The sequence below is a fragment of the Bacillus thuringiensis genome (genome assembly GCF_001455345.1).
In the GTDB taxonomy this organism is placed as follows: domain Bacteria; phylum Bacillota; class Bacilli; order Bacillales; family Bacillaceae_G; genus Bacillus_A; species Bacillus_A thuringiensis_N.
The window spans coordinates 1097232-1114869 of sequence record NZ_CP013274.1 but is presented as its reverse complement, the minus strand read 5'-3'; the positions used below and the strand labels follow the sequence as shown (position 1 = coordinate 1114869).

The window sequence follows — 17638 nt, the reverse complement described above, 5'->3', positions numbered from 1 at the left end:
GCCCTCTCCCCTTTATCTCCATTTGAAAAAACGGAAAATAATAGACTGAAATCCTTTCCAATATTACATATGTTGCTTTTGTACCCATTATGCAATATATTACATTTAAAAAATCTATTATTGTGAAAATCACTACTAAAGGAGAGCCAATTCGCTCTCGATTTCAACTTTTATGCCGAATTGTACGCAAATCATTTCCCTTTCTTATGGTCATTTAAAGATGTTTCTATACATTAAATATTCTACTTTTTTCAAAAGAAATCCTTCACATTTTAAACGTTCATTTTCTAGACAAAAAATGCATTTATATCGACTTAACTACAACATACGACAATATTAACCTATCTATTAACAAAAGCTCATAATAAGCGGAAGATACCTCTTCTACACATTATGAGCTTTCTCTTTATCTATTCCATTTTCCCTGGAGAATTATCAATTGACCGTTGTAAAAACTTCGCAAATTGCCCACGTGTAACGAGCATTTCAGGCTGGAACTCGCCATCTCCCGTTCCTACCGCTACTTTATTAGACTGTAATGCGCTAATTGCATCTCTTGCCCAATAGTTTTCTCGTATATCTGTAAATGTATGCGGACTCTTCGCTTTCAACTCATATGCTTTCGTTAAAATTTGTGCTAGTTCTGCACGAGTCAGTGTATCTTTCGGACGGAAGTTTCCATTTTCGTCGCCTTTAAAAATACCGATATTTGTTAAATGTAAAATTTCGTAAGGAAACATTGTTGACTTCCCGCTAATATCCCCATATGGATTCCCATCAAATACACTTCTTTTTAAACCAAGTGCACGATGTAGCACTGCCGCTGCCTGTTCACGTGTTATATTATCTTCTGTCCCAAACTTACCATTTCCATAGCCATACATAATGCGATGATATACTAAATTTGTAATTTCATCATATGCCCAATGATCTGTTGTTACATCATCAAACTCTATCATAATATTAGGACTAGATTTTTGAGTAACATCTGTATTTGCAGACACACCATTTGCACTTACAAATATTCCCCCCATTAAAGTTAGTGATGTCGCGATCTTTACTAGCTTTTTCATCTCTCTCATCTACCTTTTCCTTTATTTTCCTACCCGTCTATTTTACATAAAATATGGAAAATATCAATAGAATACGATCAAATTATTCACAATTCCGAATACACTTTTTCTTCTACCACTATTTTTTCACCTTTCGTTTTTCGAAAAGTAAAAGCCATTCCTACAAATATAAGGATAATCCCTACTACTTGCATACTAGTCGGTCTAAATCCGGTAAAGACTGTGTCTAATAGTATCGCAACAGCAGGATCTAAAAATACTAATACAGAAATCATTCTAGTAGATAAATCTCTTAAACTGTCAAAAAATAAGTAATATACAAACCCCGTATGTATAAGTCCTGTCGCTGTGATCATCATCCAGTTCATCTCTGTTAACCCTTGAAACTTGCCAAAATCTACGAATGGTAGCAATAAAAATATACCTAAAAACGTTTGTAAAAATGTCATCGCATATGCACTCGTATGCCGAATTCCTTTTCCTAATAAAGTGGTAAAAGCATAAAATAGTGCTGCAAGAAGTGCCCATACCATGCCAGATGACATAAGTTTCTCAAGCGATACATTACCATCTACCCCAGCTACTAAAACTGTACCGATAAAACAAATGGCAATAGACAAAACAGCAAACATTGTAAGTCTCTCTTTAAATACGATACTACCAATCATTAATACAATAATTGGTGCAAGATGATAAACTGAAATCGCAATTGTAATCGACATAACTTCAAACGCTTTAAATAAAAATACCCAGTTAAAAACGAGAAATACACCGCATGCTAATATTTGTATAACTTCTTTTTTATTCCATTTCTCACTTTTATACTGTCCTGTTACGAGCCAACATAATGCTAAAAATATAGTCGCACAAATGCAACGAACGAATACTAATTCAAAAGACGGTAAACCTGTTTGAACAGAAAAAAATCCAATTGATCCGAAAATAGACATCGAAAGGATCATTTTTATAGCCGGCATTGATTTTTTATTGAACACCCTTTCTCTCCTCCTAAAATCAATCTTTTACAAACGAAAAATCTCCAAAACATTACGTATTATTATATATTACAATCGGAAAATTGTAAAAAATTAGAATATAATAAGTGATAACCGTACAAAATTCCCATAAAAAAATCATCCTTTTTTACATGGGATGATTTTTTTATTTATTGAGAGGAATTTCTCCATATTAAAACTGCAATATACTACTACTTTTGAAGAGTAAATTGAGCAACTATTTGTTTTAATTCTCCTGCTACGTTGTGCAGATGTTCAATTGAAGCCGAAATCTCTTGAACAGATTTTTCTTGCTGTTGAATAGACTCTTTTACCCTATCAGTTCGATCAGATGATCTTTGAGAAATTTGCGCCATGTCTTCTGTAGAAGCAGAAATCTCCTCACTACTCGCTGCAATTTCATCTGTAGACATAGATACCGTTTGAATTTGCTCAGATACTTGCTGCACTTTTTCTGTAATTGTTCCAAATACTTTTTCTGTATGCATTACTACTTGAGTACCTGCCTGTACCTCATTATCTACTTTCCCCATCATATGTACCGTATGGTTCGTTGTTCCCATAACTTGAGTAATAAGCTTCTCAATTTGTTTTGCAGAATCACTAGATTGTTCTGCTAATTTTCGTACTTCATCTGCCACAATTGCAAATCCTCTACCACTTTCCCCAGCACGTGCAGCCTCAATTGCGGCGTTTAATGCTAATAAGTTAATCTGAGAGGTAATAACTTGCATAACATCAATGATTTTAACAATTTCTTCTGATTGTTCTTTCATAGTCTCTACTTGTTTCACACCGCTATGTACTGAATTTTGGATTGTATCCATCTGTTGAATCATTTGTTTCATTAATTTGTTACCACTCTCTGCATCTAATGCTGATTGAGCAGACAATTCATTTACAGAGGATGATGTATTCACTATGCTCTGCATTCCTTGTGTCAACTCTTCCATCGCACCCGCAGTCTGTTCCATTGCTTGCATTTGACTCTCTGCACCATTGGCAACTTCTTCAATCTCCATAGTGATTTTCTTTGCTGCACCGCTAGATACCTCCGATGCAGATACTACTCCGTCTGCATGTTGGAATAAAAGCTGAATATTATTCTCTACTTCTTGCATATTTGTTCTTAGCCCTGCAATCATCTCGTTAAAATCACTTACTAGTATACCTAATTCATCTTTAGCATTATAATCGCCATGTACAGTTAAATCTCCCTCTTTCGCCCTTTCCATCATATGACTAACCGTTTGTAAAGGAGCAACTATAAGCTTGCTAATAATATAACTTACTATACATATAATGATTGTAGTAACTACTGCAAGAATAATAAAGGTAATAACGGACCGATCTATCATTTTTTGAGAATCTTTAAATACTTGATCAGCTAAGTTTGAAACATAAGTTTCTAAATCTACAGCATAACCAGCTAACTCTACTCCCTTCGGTTTTAAGTCCTTTTGAAATTCATTTACCATTTGAGATTCATTTGTTCCCTTCGCTTTGTCAAACAACTTCTTATATGTCTCCATATAACTCGGCAAAGATTTCTTCATCTTCTGAAACAGCTCATCCTCTTGCTTACTTAAATTAACGCCATCATCATATTCTTTTAATAAAGAATCATATTTTTTAAGATCTTTTTCAACATTACTAATAATTCCCTCTTTATTTGCCCCCTCATTTTGTGACGTTGTAATTAATTCTAGCAAGTTATATTCTAGTGAATTTTGTGTACGAAGCATTCCTTCTAATAAAACTGCAGAATTTTGATAATCATCTACTACAATTTCTGTATCGTGCTTGATCTTATTAATAGAATTAATTGCTACACAGCTCATAATTGCCATGCCTAAAACTGCTAATGAGATAAGTGACAATAATTTATATTTCACTTTTAAATTTTTTAAAAAATACATTTTTCCACCTTTATTCCTTTATATATAGATTTTTAGAATTTTATAGCTTATTATTTACAAAATCACAATAAAAAGCAATGATAAATATTCCCAATATCAAACTTATATCTCTATAAAAAAAGAAGTAGCATAATAGCTACTTCTTTTTGCTTTGTTTCTCATATTGTTCAAACGTATGAATTCTTTCGAAAATTGGTGGATGTGTGTATAAGAAAAACTTCACTAACGCAGGCGGATTTACTTGACTTAAGCTCGTTTTTGATAAATATTGAAACGTTTTTACACCAGATTTCCCGTCCCTCGTCATATCTAAAGCATATTGATCTGCCGCTCGTTCTTCTATACGAGAAACATAGTTTGTTGCTGGTTGTGATGCAAAAGAGAGAACAGAAGAAATTAAGAAAAATAAAGGTAAAATTGAGAAACATGCTACTCTTGAAATTTGCAGTGTATCTCCCCATTTTCGAATACACATATTTATAATACGACTAATGAGATACATCCCTATAAACGATAGCAATACATAACTCGCAACGCCCCAATATATATGTTTCATAACATAATGCCCCATTTCATGGGCCATTATAAATAAAATCTCTTTATCTTTTAATTGCTTAAGCGTCGTATCCCACATTACAATACGCGAGTTAAGTCCTATTCCTGTTACATATGCATTTAACGCATTCGTTTTTTCCGACATATTTACTTCATATACGTGTTTAGCAGGAATATCGGCTTTGTCTGCCATCTCTAAAATTTTCGTTTCTAATTCTTTATTTTTCAGCGTCGAGAAGTCGTTATACAGTGGATCAATCACGACAGGCTGTATGAATGTTAAAAAGATTGTAAATGGAACAGAAAGCGCCCACCCTGCTAGCCACCATCTCTTTGGGAATTTGCGAATAAGCCATAACAGAACGGTAACTACGATTAACATCGTCGCATAACTCTCCCAAAAACCGATAACGTGATCTTTTATCCAGCTTTGTGTACTTTGCGTTGAAATACCGTAATCAACGGACACTTTTCGGCTAATCCATTGCATTGGCAGGGCAAGAACTGTTGTAAGTAATGATAAATAAAAGAAATAAATCGCAACTTGCAGGACACTTATTTTCGTCGTTTCCTTCGACCATTTCTCAAACTTCTTTGAAATACCGAGCACAAGCACAAATAATAAAATAATCCATTCAAGAGGCGTCGCTAAAAAATACAGTAAATTTTTCACGCGCGAATAATCTTGGCTTAGCGTAAGCTCTCTTGCATTCATAAACGTTTCTGGATCTGCACTCGTTCCTTTATACATGTCCGGAATCAGTTCATGATTCCATCCAAATAAATACCAATATATAAATAACGCAAACCCAACGTACAAAAAAAGCGACCACCCAATAACCTTCCTCACGCTTTTCCCTCCTCTATGCTGCCTGTCTATTATTATTGTAAGTTCGTACATGCTAAATTAGAACAAGCTTATTACGCGAATTGCTCGAGAACCCTCTATTTACATAAAAAAAACTCTTCTACATAAAGAAGAGTTTTACCTACCTTTAGACACTTTCTTCGTTTCATACTCTGGGATAAGAAACGTACTTACAACCCAACATATTAAGCCAACGCCTTTTATATAACGTATATATTCATAGTCTTGAAAAAATAAAGTCGTTACAATAAGCGTAAAAAATCCAATTAAAACTAGTACGTATCCTATTTGCTTCTTAGATAACATAACGCGCCCCCTTAAGGAAGTACATCCATTAATAAGCTAAAATCTTGTAAAGAAAAAGTACTATATTTCATAATACCTTGTACAGCTAATAGTAAAATAAGACCGGTCACACACATATAATTAATACTTTCTTCACTCTTTTTTTCAGCAACTATTCCGCCGCTTATACATAATATCCCTAATAAATGGAGTGCTAAATACATAAAGAAATAAGCTTCCTCCCAGCGAAGAATAACATTGACTGTCGTTATCAGCACAATACTAAGCAAAATCAAATAAAAAAACTTATTTGATGATATTGTTTCATTCATATAATTTTATACATCCCTTTCAAATTTAGAATGAATGATGTTTCAAAGCTATAAAGTAAATGATTGTTTTCATACTATAAAACAAAAGGAAAGCCACTATTACTTTCTCGAATACTTTATGAACCCACATATGCTTCTCTTCATTTTTTCTGAAGATGCGCTTCATCATTTCTTCTACAATTAGACCAAATATTAGTAAACCCCCTAACACAATAAGAAGAGAAATAATATTTTCTTTTACATGAGTACTAGAAAATAAGTAATACTCTGGAAACACAATCGTATCTACTACGGGTTGCACCCAATGACAAACGCTTTTATCACACATATCTGTAATAGACGTAGAATCTATAATGTCTTTCAATATTTTTTCAATCGTCTTCTTCATCTCATTTACTTCCCACTACGTCTGAAAAGCTTTTTTCCTGCTCTACATATATAGCGGGCATTTCTTTACTCCAATATTTGCGGTTAACAAATAAGAAGATGAGTACTAAGTTTAATCCTGTTATAAAAATAATAAGTCCTGGGAAAAAGGTCGTATAATTTGAGAAATCTGCAAAACTCATTATTTCTTCTTTATTTATTAAATAAGAAGCGCCGATTACAAATGCATTGTTTAACATGTGAATAGCAATTGGCATAAGTAAACTATTCGTACGAATATATACGATTGATAGTACAACGCTAAATACTACTGCGCCTAGGAAATCAACATGTAACAACGCAAACAACATAGCTACTACAATGATCGCTATACTCGTTCCCCATTTTGCTGCAAAGCGTTGCAGTAAAAATCCCCGAAAAACAAATTCACCAATAATTGGTGCGATGAACACGACCATAATAATTTGATATACATATCCCCCTGTACTATCAATAATCGGTTCACGTAATGCGTTCATAATAAATTCCGGTGTAATCCATGCAAAACTATACATGTACAAAATAAGATATCCATAACTAAACACGGCTAACATAAGTGCAATGTATAAAACTTGCACCAGGTTAAATGTTTCATTTTTATTAATAAATAATGAAAAGGAAACACGGTGTTTTCTACACTCAAAAAAAATCCATGTAATCGGAAGGATATAGAATATAAGAATATTTATAAAAGAAGAATTTTGCATATGAAATGTATTTTCTATCAATTCATTACTGATTCTTGCAACTAACGTTAATAGTGCAAATACAATTAAAAAATATCTAGCTCGCATCGTTTGAAACGGATTCACACTCATCTCCTCCCCTATGTTACTTTTATCATATCATCTGATTCTTAATTTTTTGAGAAAGAAAACCTTAAAATTTCCTTAAAAATTCCATAAGTTACAGAAAGATGATATGATATTCGAGAAAATTAGGAGGGATTTTTTATGTATCAAGCAAATATTTTGCTCGTTGATGATGAAACAGCAATTTTACAATTACTAACTACCATTCTTGAAAAAGAAGGTTTTTCTCATATTACAACTGCAACATCGGCTGAAATAGCATTATCTCTCACTGAGCAAAATGATTACGATTTAATTATTTTAGATGTCATGCTTCCTGGACAATCTGGTTTTGATATTTGTCCAATCATTCGTCAAAAAACAGATTGCCCTATCTTCTTCCTCACAGCTAAAACATCTGATTTAGATAAAATATCTGGATTTTCACACGGTGCAGATGATTATATTACGAAGCCATTTAATCCACTTGAAGTAGTAGCTCGTATGAAAGCACAACTCCGAAGACATATGAAACAAGCAGTACCACACGAACAAAAAGCACACTCCAGTTCATTTGGCAGATTTGCAATTGATCAACATTCCGCAGAACTTACAGTAAATGGACGTATTGTCGAATGTTCCGCCCAGCTATTTCAGCTACTACTCTTCTTTTGCGAGAATCCGAACTACGTATTTTCGAAAGAAGAAATATACGAAAAAGTTTGGGGAGCCCCTGCCTATAATGGCGATGATAATACCGTAATGGTTCACATTCGAAAACTACGTGAAAAAATTGAACAAGATCCAAGTAAACCAGAATATATAAAAACCGTTCGCGGACTTGGCTATAAATTCATTACAAAGTAGGGTGACGATATGAACTTTAATAAACGACTTATTATACAGTTTATCCTGCAGCACGTATTTGTGTTAGTTACGTTACTGATTGCTGTAGTAGCTGCTTTCACTTATTTAATTTTTCTTGTTACGAGTACTTCATATGAACCGAACATTCCAGATTCTGATAATTTTATGATTGCAAGATATATCTCTTCAGAAGATGGCGATATTTCGTTAAAAGCTGAAGTAAAAGACTTAATTAAGGAGAAAAATGATTGGATTCAAGTTGTAGAGGAAAACGGAAAAGTTCTCTATCACTTTAATACACCTAGTGACGTACCAACATCTTATACGAAAGCATCTTTATTCTCGTATATAAAGAATCACATAGAAAGCCCTTATACATTTACATATTGGGAAATTGAATTAGAAGAAAAGAATGTACTTGTTATTTACGGTGGTATGTTAAAAAGCAATGCATTACTAAAAACGATCCAGAAAACGCACCCTTCTGTATCTACGGATTCGTTCACATTAACAGAAGAAGAAAAACAGTTACTTTCTAAAGAAAAAGCAACACTTCAAATCTTTAATAGCGTTGGCGAAGAAGTATTCTCCTATCCAAACGGAAAGAAAAAAACATTTTCTATTATACAAGCCGCTCTTAGCGAAAAAGAACCGTGGAATCATAAGGAAAACACGTCTAGCTTTTATGACACAAATAGCAATCATCTCCTTGTTGTAACTGCCAAAAATGAGCACTACTACCCAGATGATGAAATAGAAGATATATTTACTAAGAAGTTTCTCATCGGATGTGGATTAATCCTTCTTATCGTATTTGTTTATTTAGTCATTCTTTCTATTTGGTACGGTAATAAATTCGGAAAACCGTTATTACATGCGATGCGCTGGCTTAAAAACATCGCTGGTGGCAAGTACGAAGAGCCTGTTAGTAAAAAGGGTAAACCTATTAGGTTCAGGCGATCTGGTAAAGAAAAATGGTCATTCCGCTTATTTAGTGATGTTACAAATTCACTAGAACATCTTTCTATTACACTCAAAAAAAATGATGCAATGAGGCAAGTACTGCAGCAAACACGGGAAGAATGGATTACTGGTCTAACACACGATTTAAAAACGCCACTTAGTTCCATATATGGCTACGCATTATTACTAGAATCAAAACAGTATAACTGGACCGATCATGACATTCAGCAATTTGGTAGTGTTATGAAAGAAAAATCTCAATATATGACTACATTAATTGATGATTTAAGCTTAACGTATCAATTAAAAAATAACAGTCTTCCTGGGCAGCATGTGAACATTGAAATGAATCAATTCGTCCAAAAAGTATTATTACAATTTATTAATAATCCGACACTTCAAAATCAAAATATTGAATTCGTACCAAGCTCAAATAAAATTCAATATTTCATTGAAGAAAAATGGTTCCAGCGTATTATCGAAAACTTACTCGTAAACGCTGTAAAACATAATAATGAAACGACTAATGTCATGGTAAAACTTTCGCAAAACGCTACTTCATTTACACTCTCTATTTCAGATAACGGAAAAGGAATGGATGATAAAACGAAAGAGCTTCTATTTGAACGGTATTACCGAGGAACGAATACAGAAGAAAGCAACATCGGAACTGGACTTGGCCTCGCCATTACGAAACAGCTCGTTCATGCTCATAACGGAACAATTTCTATCGATAGCGAACTTGGAAAAGGAACGTCAATTATACTTGTGTTCCCGTTTCGTTCGTAGAAAAGGCGCTATATGGCGCCTTTTCTTTTTTGGTGAATGAACTCTATTTTCTTGGTAGTTCGGCGGTAAATGAAATTATATCGATTTACCGACAAACAATCCTCCTCCCTTACCATAAAAAATAACCTCTCACAACTCACTATGAAAGGTCACTCCGTATTTCAGCTATTTCCCTACTAACACAAACACATTCTCATCAGGTGCTTCCATTACCGCAACGTGTCCTGATTCTGTTGGAAATGGTTCTCGAATCCATTTTACATCTTTATTATCTTTTAAACTTTCATACGTTTGTTGCACATCTTCTACTAATACTTCGATTTCCATAAAATTTATATCCGGATGATTGCTTATTACTAACTCCGAACTTTTCTCATCTGGAAACTTCAATCCTATTAACGTCCAAATAGCCCCTTCTTCTAATTCTCTTTCTATAACCCAGTTTTGCTTCATTCCCATTTCTTTATAAAAAGAAACGGATCTTTCTATATCCTTCGTATGTATAGATACACATTCTAGTTTTTTGAACATCGTCCCATTCCCCCTTTATAAAAAAGCGAATCATTTCTCAATGACTCGCTCTCACTCTATTATTTTTTCTTCACCGGTATCCAAAGTTCTACTTGAGCAAACTCACTCTTATCTTCATGACAACGCTCATCATATAATTCAAACTCAGTAACGCCGCAATGTTCATAGCCTGAATGCGGGAACCATTCTGAGAACACTGCATTCCAAGTTTGGTGAATAGACGATACCATTTCTTCATGAGGAACTTTCGGCGTTGTAAATACTGCATATGTCGCTGCTGGGAACGTACGCTTTGCAACTTCATTTGGTACATTTTCAAAGTCTGTAACTTCCATTCCAATAATATACGTGAAGTCCCCTGTTTCTAAATTAAAATCAGTACATAATCCAAGCTCTACCCATTGGCTCGTATCTTTACGATTCGGAATCGTCGTTCCAAGATCTTTTTGTAAATATTCTTGCCAAAATGCTGGAATGTCTTGATGGTTTTTTCCTTCTTTACTCGTCGTCTTCAGTTCATAACCCGCCACTAAAAATTCTGGTTTATTTACAATACGATATTCCATTTGTATGCCTCCTAAATACGGATTTAATTTTCTTTGATTTACATTCACGCTGTAATACATCGGTGTTTCAATTTCTCGTTTTCGATATTCACTTGGTGTCATTTGAAATAATTTTTTAAAGGCTCTCGTGAACGTTTCGTGAGATTGAAAGCCATGCTCAAATGCGATATCAATAACTTTTTCATCCGTATGAGAAAGTTGGTAAGCTGCCCGGGCTAACCTCCTCTTTCGAACATACTCCATTACCGTATCACCTACTAACGCCTGGAATACACGATGAAAATGCGACTCAGAAAAACCTGCAATACGCGCTAAATTACGCAGCGTCTGTTTTTCCATTACATCTTCCTCAATATAATCAATGGACCTTTGAATTTGTGTTTCATAGCTTTCCATCTCTGTTCACCCGCCTTATATGTATTATGATAAAAGAGAATCTTATCCAATTCTTGACGTTTTTTACTATAATTCCAAAAACAAATGTAACTTTTTTATATGTATTTCGTTGTTATGTATGAAGGGAGGGAAATGTAGTGAAACGCAACCAATCATTAGAAGAAATTTATTCAGATCATATGCATGATTTATTTCGCTATCTTCTCTCCCTAACCGGAGATTCCCACTATGCGGAAGATCTCATGCAAGAAACATTTTACCGCATGCTCGTCCATATTGATTATTACAAAGGCGAAGAAATTAGACCGTGGTTATTTACAATTGCCTACAACGCCTTTATCGATTGGTATCGAAAAGAGAAAAAATATAAAACAACTACAGTGGAAGAATTCCATTTACCAAACGTACCAAGTACAGAACATGAATATTTCGTAAAACATGAGATTGCTAGTTGGTTAAACAGCTTATCTTCTCTTCCCCTTGAAAGACGAAATGTCCTGCTACTACGAGATTACTACGGATTCTCGTATAAGGAAATAGCAGAAATGACTGGTCTCTCACTAGCAAAAGTGAAAATTGAATTACACAGGGGACGAAAAGAAACGAAAAGCATAAAGGAGTGATCAGGATGGGTTGTACAGAGTTTAAAAAACTGTGGGAGAAATACAAAAATGGAACGCTCACGCATGATGAACAAGAGCAGTTAGAAAGTCATATTGAGACATGTAAAGAGTGTGAAGTGTACTTAGATGAGTTGCTTTCGAAGAGTGAACCGATAAAGAAAAGACTACCGCCACAAAATCTGAAAGTCCCATTTTGGAAAATAAAATGGAAACAGCGTTGGCAAACCGTTAGTTTTGTCCTTGCCGCTTGTATAGCAATCTATTTTGTTGGTCATTTTTCATCTTCTTTTTACTTCTATAATATGAAAAAATTAGTTGAAGTAAATGAGATTCCAGCACTCGCACTAGAAGCAACAATTCCAAATAGTCGTTCCACTGGAGGCAGTACAAAAATAAAACCCTTTTTTCGTGCAGAAAATGAAATAAATTTAGTTAAAACGGTTGGCAAAAAAGAACTTCCAATTGGCACAGTAACAACGCGTAGTTTCTTATCATCTGTAACTGACACAAATCAATCTTGGGCAAATAAACTCTATTCAAAAAAACTTTCCTTTGTTCACCCAAAAATTAAGCAAGATGAGCATTTGAAAGAAATATCTAAAAAAGTTTGGGATACACTTGGAAAGATACATGAGGGCACCGTTGCAGAAGTAGCGCTATCTTTTGACAAACCTTACACATTACAAGAATTAGAATCCCTTTTATATAACGTATTTGAAGCGCAAGAAATGCCACCAACTCCTATTTGGTACGCTTTAGACACAGGGCAAGAAAGAATAAATGAAAATGATTTTATCCTACATGGCCGAGAGATTATTGGATTTCCAGAACATATAAATCTCCCCGATAATGAAGCAAAACGACCAAAGACAAAAGAAGATGAAGTAATCGAAATGATGCGTATTCTTTCTGAGCATAAAGAAACTGTAAGTAAAACTACTCAGACTTCTGAAAAAGAGCTGAACTTAGATAAGCGTTATGAGTATGTAAAAGAGAACGGTGTGAAAGTATATGGCATTGTCATTACAGGCCCGTCGAAAGAGTTATTAAAATTACAAAACTCGCCTCACGTTCGTTATGCGACTCTTGGAGATATTGAGGTTTGGAATTGGTTTAATCAGTGATTTGGGAAAAGAAGAGCATCTAGGAGTGATGCTCTTCTTTTTTATTCCCTCTCCACAAACTTCCAAACTAAAAATGCTGCACATAGATAGGAAAGGCCAATAACTAAAAAGCTATAGCTTGCCCCTCTGTACCAATTGGATGATCCATTTAAAATGATTCCCATAATTGCTATACCGACTAATGCACCAATTTGACGATTTACATTTAAAGTTGCTCCAGCCATATTCCCATTTTCACTACCGGCAGATTTCATTACAATTGTAGTCATGGCAGGTACTGCTATACCGATTCCAAGATTAACAACACTATAAATGATTGCAATTCCTATATAACTCACATTATTTACTAAAAGCATTAATAATAAAGATCCTATACTAGCTATAAATAACGCTATGAATAATAACGACTTTGAGCTAAACTTAGTCACCATTTTTGCAAATAATACATTCCCAATAACAAATACACTCATCATTGGCAATAGTTGTAGTCCTGCTACAAACGGGCTTGCTCCATATGCTTTTTGCAAAAAGAGTCCAAACATAAATATGCCGCCAAATAAAGCGAAGTTTATTAGAAACCCAACTATATTTGCTGAGGTAAACGTCTCATTTTGGAACAACACTCTTGGCACAACCGAGTTTTTTGACTTTCGTTCTGCATAAACAAAGAGAATAGCGGTTAATACCATCCCTACTATTCCTCCTAAAATTTGAGGCGAGGACCATCCGTAACTTGGCCCTTCAATTAGAGTAAACGCCAACAATGTTATTGCAATTATACCGATTAAATGATTCGCTACATTTATTTTCTCCTTTTTCGGTAAAACATTTGGAATAATTATAAATGCCATTAAAATACCAGTTATCCCGATTGGAAAATTTATAATAAAAATGCTTCGCCAGCCAAATGTATTTACTAAAAGGCCACCAATAAAAGGACCCGTACCAGAAGCAATGGAGACAATTGCGGACCATATCCCAAACATTTTAGCTCTCTTCTTTTCATCTGGAAACGATAATACTAATAAACTAAGTGAACTTGGCATAAATAAAGCCGCTCCAACACCTTGAATTATCCGGCCTATAACAAGAGCGTTCCCCGTTGTAGCAACCGCACATAAAAGAGATGCGAACACAAAAATAATTAAACCAATCATATATATTCTTTTTGCTCCAAAACGATTGGCCAGCGCCCCTCCAGCCAATAATAATGCCGCAAAAGATAAAATATATCCGTCGACAATCCATGTCGAACTATACAATGCCAGTCCTAATGTTTCTTGAATATTTACCACTGCAACATTTACTACTGTTACATCTAAAGTTGCCATAATAAATCCCATTGCCAAAGCGATTAAAATGATAATACCCGAGTTCTCCTTTGTTTGAACATCTAAATTTCTACTAGCCACTCCACTCACTTGCTTACTCCCCTTTCAAAAATTAGTAATTTACCTATATATTCCTTTAGGACTATAATAAATAAAGTACTTCATTTATAAAAGTACTGATTTTTTATATAGTACCTATACTTTTATATAGTAAGGAGTGTTTATATGGAAAATACAAATGAAGAAACTTTATTAAAATGCCCTATTGAAAAAACAATGTCTGTAATAGGCGGAAAGTGGACTTTCTTAATTTTAAGAGATTTGTTTTATAGTCCTAAACGTTTTGCTGAGCTTGAAAGATGCCTAAACGGTATTAGCCCACGCACTCTATCTCTTCGCTTAAAAGAACTTGAACAAGAAAATATTATAAAGAGAACGATCTACTCAACTATGCCACCTCATGTGGAATATTCACTAACAAAAAAAGGGGAGACACTCCGTCCTATTTTTGACGCAATGAAGGATTGGGGAAATGAGTGGAAAATATTAGATGAATAGAAAGAAGGTATCATCTTATGTGATGATACCTTCTTTCTGTTAATCCGAAATCACTTTCACATACATCCCTCTCACCGCTTTTTCATAAGCGACCTCACTCATCTTCCTTATGTTTTCTGACACAACAGACGAGTGAATAACTTCACCTGCACGAAGTAACGGCGGATCAATAAGGCGTACTTTATTGTTCTGATATAAATCATAATCATTTCTATCTTCTTTTACTTTTACATTCGGATGGACTTTTCTTAATAAAGCATGTACTTCTGGATCACTACATTGCTGTAATTTCGAGATTAGCTCATCATCTTCAAGAAGAAAATTATCTGCATGAATAACCTCTTTATGCAGAGCTAACTTTAGCGTTTTCGCTAACATATCATTTCCGTAAATATTCATTGGTTGCATAAAGAAATCGATTACTTCTTTGTAATACGTTTGTGTAAACCATTCAGCTATTTCGATATTTTGAAGGACCATTTTCCCCTCTACTGCAATAATATTCTCTAAAAATCTATGAACCTCTTCTAAAGAAATATATCCGTATGTATACATATCTCGTAACGTATAATCCACTCTGTCTGCACATAATTCTGGTGCTGATCTTTCCAGTAACGTCCACTTCGAATCATCTAACAAAATATCTTCATAGTTATAACCATACTTCGCAAGGATAGCTGGAATGTCTGAGTTTTTCACGACAGAACTAAATATCTCTTCATGATAACTTTCATTTCTATTATCAAAAACGTAATCAATCACGTGAGAAAAAGCAGTATGTGATACGTCATGCAGTAAACCTGCAATTTGCTCTTCTACTGAACCACCTAGTTTTTTAACTAACAACATAACACCAACTGAATGATCAAAGCGCGTTACATTCCATTTCTCATTTATTAAGTAGCTTGCGCCATTTTGATGAATACCTTTAAGTCTTTGCACAGACTTACTTAAGATTAATTCTCCTACTACTGGATCCACTTCAAATTCTCCGTATAGTACATCTGATATGATCACTTATAATCCCCCTTTATTTCAGCCGAGTCTTATAATCGTACCTCTTTTATGAAATGAACACTATAAAAATAATAAATCTAAATATATCGATATTAAACTTTTAATATTATATATTATACATGTCTGTTATTTGTTTTAATTCATTTATTTTTATTGAGTGCTCCTTATGTGGAGCCTTTTTTTATTTGTAAAAATAGAGAGCCATTAGCTCTCTATTACATACACTTATTCAAACGTAACCTCTACCTGTACAATCTCCGACCTACTTCCAAGTCTAAGCGGTGGTCCCCAAAATCCGAAACCAGAAGAAACAATTGCGTGGAATGCACCTTTTTGTGCGTATCCCCAGTCTAGTTCGTACATTCTTCTCGTTACAATATGATTTGGCGCCATTTGTCCGCGGTGCGTGTGACCGGATAATAGTAAATCTACGCCAGCATCCGCTGCTTGTTTTAACTCAAATGGTTGGTGATCCATTGCGATAACTGGCATCGATTTATCCACTGCACTCATAAGTTTTTCAAAGCTTTGGCGATCTCGCTCTGTTTTATCTCTTCTGCCAACGAGATAGAAGTCATCTTCAATGGTGATCACTTCATCTAACAAAATACGAATATCGATCTTATCCATCTCTTGTAAAAATTCTGGAACTGCTCGCCCGTAATATTCGTGGTTTCCTAACACACCATATACGCCTAGTGGAGCTGTCATTTGTTTCATAATATGTCCCATATTTTTTTGAATGAACACACCTGGATGATCATCTATAATATCACCAGGCAGTAAAATAATATCAGGCTCCATTTCATTTACATGACGAACAAGCCTTTTCAAATGCGAAACGCCAGATAATTTACCAAAATGCATATCAGAAGCCATCGCAATGCGTAAGCTTTTACGTCCCTCTACTTTTTTCGGAATGTGCACCTCATACTTTCTTACTACCGGGCTATATGCATTAAATACTCCGTACGCAAAGATAAAGATAAATGCAGCTAACACAGCTGCCCCTGTCCAAATAATTGCCGCTTCTTTCTCTACTACAAACTGTAAAAGAAAGACTGTAATATTAGCTAACGGCAATAACATAAGCGCGTATTGTATAACCGCAAACCAAATCGAACCTATCGTTCTTAGGAAAGGCAAAAACTTAAACACTTGCACGAGAATGTACGCATATGAAATGAAGCCAACTATGAAAGCGTAATATCCCCAAGACTCCCAGCCAAATACCGTGCTAAGCCAAACCCATCCGTTCCAGCCTATGTAAAGCATAAGTAGTGTGTATATAATTAATATCGTAAATATATTGAGATAACGAAGATTCTTCACAACTAGCCTCCTTATTCATTTCTTCTATTATAACTTGTTATGCACTTATAACGTAAATATTAAGCACAGCGATCTTCACAATAAAAACCTCTAACTGTTTAGTGTTGTTGCGTTTGTTGCGACGCAAGTTGGGGAGTTGATGAAGAGGAATATATAAACAATACAGCGACAATTCTCTTGAGAAGGATTCATAAAATTTCATTATTCAAAACTCACCTATGCAATTCTGCATAACCATCTATTCTGTTTTATTTTTATGTTACGATATAAATGAAA

Annotated in this window: 18 protein-coding genes and 1 pseudogene; 5 read left to right on the top strand and 14 right to left on the bottom strand. The window is 34.6% G+C overall.

Annotation, left to right across the window (positions count from 1 at the left end):
- Positions 1-410 precede the first annotated feature (410 nt).
- From ATN06_RS05885 to ATN06_RS05850, 9 genes and pseudogenes are all read right to left on the bottom strand, one after another.
- The gene (locus ATN06_RS05885) at positions 411-1082 is read right to left on the bottom strand and encodes an S-layer homology domain-containing protein (protein ID WP_060629904.1); all 672 of its coding nucleotides are present in this window, start codon (positions 1080-1082) and stop codon (positions 411-413) included.
- Between the two features lie 77 nt (positions 1083-1159).
- Positions 1160-2068 (bottom strand): DMT family transporter, encoded by a 909-nt coding sequence (locus tag ATN06_RS05880; protein ID WP_060629903.1) that lies wholly within the window; start codon positions 2066-2068, stop codon positions 1160-1162.
- A gap of 212 nt (positions 2069-2280) precedes the next feature.
- Complete coding sequence (locus ATN06_RS29785; protein ID WP_420480579.1) at positions 2281-3072, bottom strand: methyl-accepting chemotaxis protein; 792 nt, start codon at positions 3070-3072, stop codon at positions 2281-2283.
- 156 nt (positions 3073-3228) lie between these two features.
- Positions 3229-4008: pseudogene (locus ATN06_RS29780) on the bottom strand (MCP four helix bundle domain-containing protein); the annotation flags it as partial.
- A gap of 136 nt (positions 4009-4144) precedes the next feature.
- Positions 4145-5413 (bottom strand): M48 family metallopeptidase, encoded by a 1269-nt coding sequence (locus ATN06_RS05870; RefSeq protein ID WP_060629901.1) that lies wholly within the window; start codon positions 5411-5413, stop codon positions 4145-4147.
- A 135-nt stretch (positions 5414-5548) separates the two neighbouring features.
- Positions 5549-5737, bottom strand: a complete 189-nt coding sequence (locus tag ATN06_RS05865; RefSeq protein ID WP_060629900.1) for a hypothetical protein — start codon at positions 5735-5737, stop codon at positions 5549-5551.
- A gap of 11 nt (positions 5738-5748) precedes the next feature.
- Positions 5749-6048 carry a hypothetical protein gene (locus ATN06_RS05860; RefSeq protein ID WP_060629899.1) on the bottom strand — a complete coding sequence of 100 codons (300 nt, stop codon included), beginning with the start codon at positions 6046-6048 and terminating at the stop codon, positions 5749-5751.
- 25 nt (positions 6049-6073) lie between these two features.
- Positions 6074-6436 (bottom strand): hypothetical protein, encoded by a 363-nt coding sequence (locus ATN06_RS05855; protein WP_060629898.1) that lies wholly within the window; start codon positions 6434-6436, stop codon positions 6074-6076.
- 1 nt (position 6437) lies between these two features.
- On the bottom strand, positions 6438-7286 hold the full coding sequence (locus ATN06_RS05850) for a CPBP family intramembrane glutamic endopeptidase (protein WP_060629897.1): 849 nt from the start codon (positions 7284-7286) through the stop codon (positions 6438-6440).
- A 141-nt stretch (positions 7287-7427) separates the two neighbouring features.
- Here ATN06_RS05850 and ATN06_RS05845 point away from each other — a divergent pair, with 141 nt between their 5' ends.
- Complete coding sequence (locus tag ATN06_RS05845) at positions 7428-8132, top strand: response regulator transcription factor (RefSeq protein WP_060629896.1); 705 nt, start codon at positions 7428-7430, stop codon at positions 8130-8132.
- 9 nt (positions 8133-8141) lie between these two features.
- Entirely contained in the window at positions 8142-9884 is a 1743-nt protein-coding gene (locus tag ATN06_RS05840) for a sensor histidine kinase (protein WP_060629895.1), read from the top strand.
- 165 nt (positions 9885-10049) lie between these two features.
- On the opposite strand, the gene ATN06_RS05835 is transcribed toward ATN06_RS05840, so the two are convergent.
- Both ATN06_RS05835 and ATN06_RS05830 read right to left on the bottom strand, forming a co-directional pair.
- A complete protein-coding gene (locus ATN06_RS05835) occupies positions 10050-10415 on the bottom strand; it encodes a VOC family protein (RefSeq protein WP_048526616.1) in 366 nt (121 codons plus the stop codon).
- 59 nt (positions 10416-10474) lie between these two features.
- Positions 10475-11377 carry an AraC family transcriptional regulator gene (locus tag ATN06_RS05830; RefSeq protein WP_060629894.1) on the bottom strand — a complete coding sequence of 301 codons (903 nt, stop codon included), beginning with the start codon at positions 11375-11377 and terminating at the stop codon, positions 10475-10477.
- 137 nt (positions 11378-11514) lie between these two features.
- Here ATN06_RS05830 and ATN06_RS05825 point away from each other — a divergent pair, with 137 nt between their 5' ends.
- Positions 11515-12000 (top strand): RNA polymerase sigma factor, encoded by a 486-nt coding sequence (locus ATN06_RS05825; RefSeq protein ID WP_060629893.1) that lies wholly within the window; start codon positions 11515-11517, stop codon positions 11998-12000.
- A gap of 5 nt (positions 12001-12005) precedes the next feature.
- Positions 12006-13124 (top strand): anti-sigma factor, encoded by a 1119-nt coding sequence (locus ATN06_RS05820; RefSeq protein ID WP_060629892.1) that lies wholly within the window; start codon positions 12006-12008, stop codon positions 13122-13124.
- A 41-nt stretch (positions 13125-13165) separates the two neighbouring features.
- Here ATN06_RS05820 and ATN06_RS05815 read toward each other — a convergent pair whose 3' ends face one another.
- Positions 13166-14545, bottom strand: a complete 1380-nt coding sequence (locus tag ATN06_RS05815; protein WP_060629891.1) for an MFS transporter — start codon at positions 14543-14545, stop codon at positions 13166-13168.
- A 135-nt stretch (positions 14546-14680) separates the two neighbouring features.
- Here ATN06_RS05815 and ATN06_RS05810 point away from each other — a divergent pair, with 135 nt between their 5' ends.
- Positions 14681-15013 (top strand): winged helix-turn-helix transcriptional regulator, encoded by a 333-nt coding sequence (locus ATN06_RS05810; protein WP_060629890.1) that lies wholly within the window; start codon positions 14681-14683, stop codon positions 15011-15013.
- Positions 15014-15052: 39 nt separating this feature from the next.
- Here ATN06_RS05810 and ATN06_RS05805 read toward each other — a convergent pair whose 3' ends face one another.
- Together ATN06_RS05805 and ATN06_RS05800 are read right to left on the bottom strand one after the other, a co-directional pair.
- Positions 15053-16030: an HD domain-containing protein gene (locus ATN06_RS05805; protein ID WP_060629889.1), complete on the bottom strand. Its 978-nt coding sequence runs from the start codon at positions 16028-16030 to the stop codon at positions 15053-15055.
- Between the two features lie 225 nt (positions 16031-16255).
- Positions 16256-17362, bottom strand: coding sequence for a metallophosphoesterase (locus tag ATN06_RS05800; protein WP_060629888.1), 1107 nt, complete (start codon positions 17360-17362; stop codon positions 16256-16258).
- Between the last annotated feature and the right edge of the window lie 276 nt (positions 17363-17638).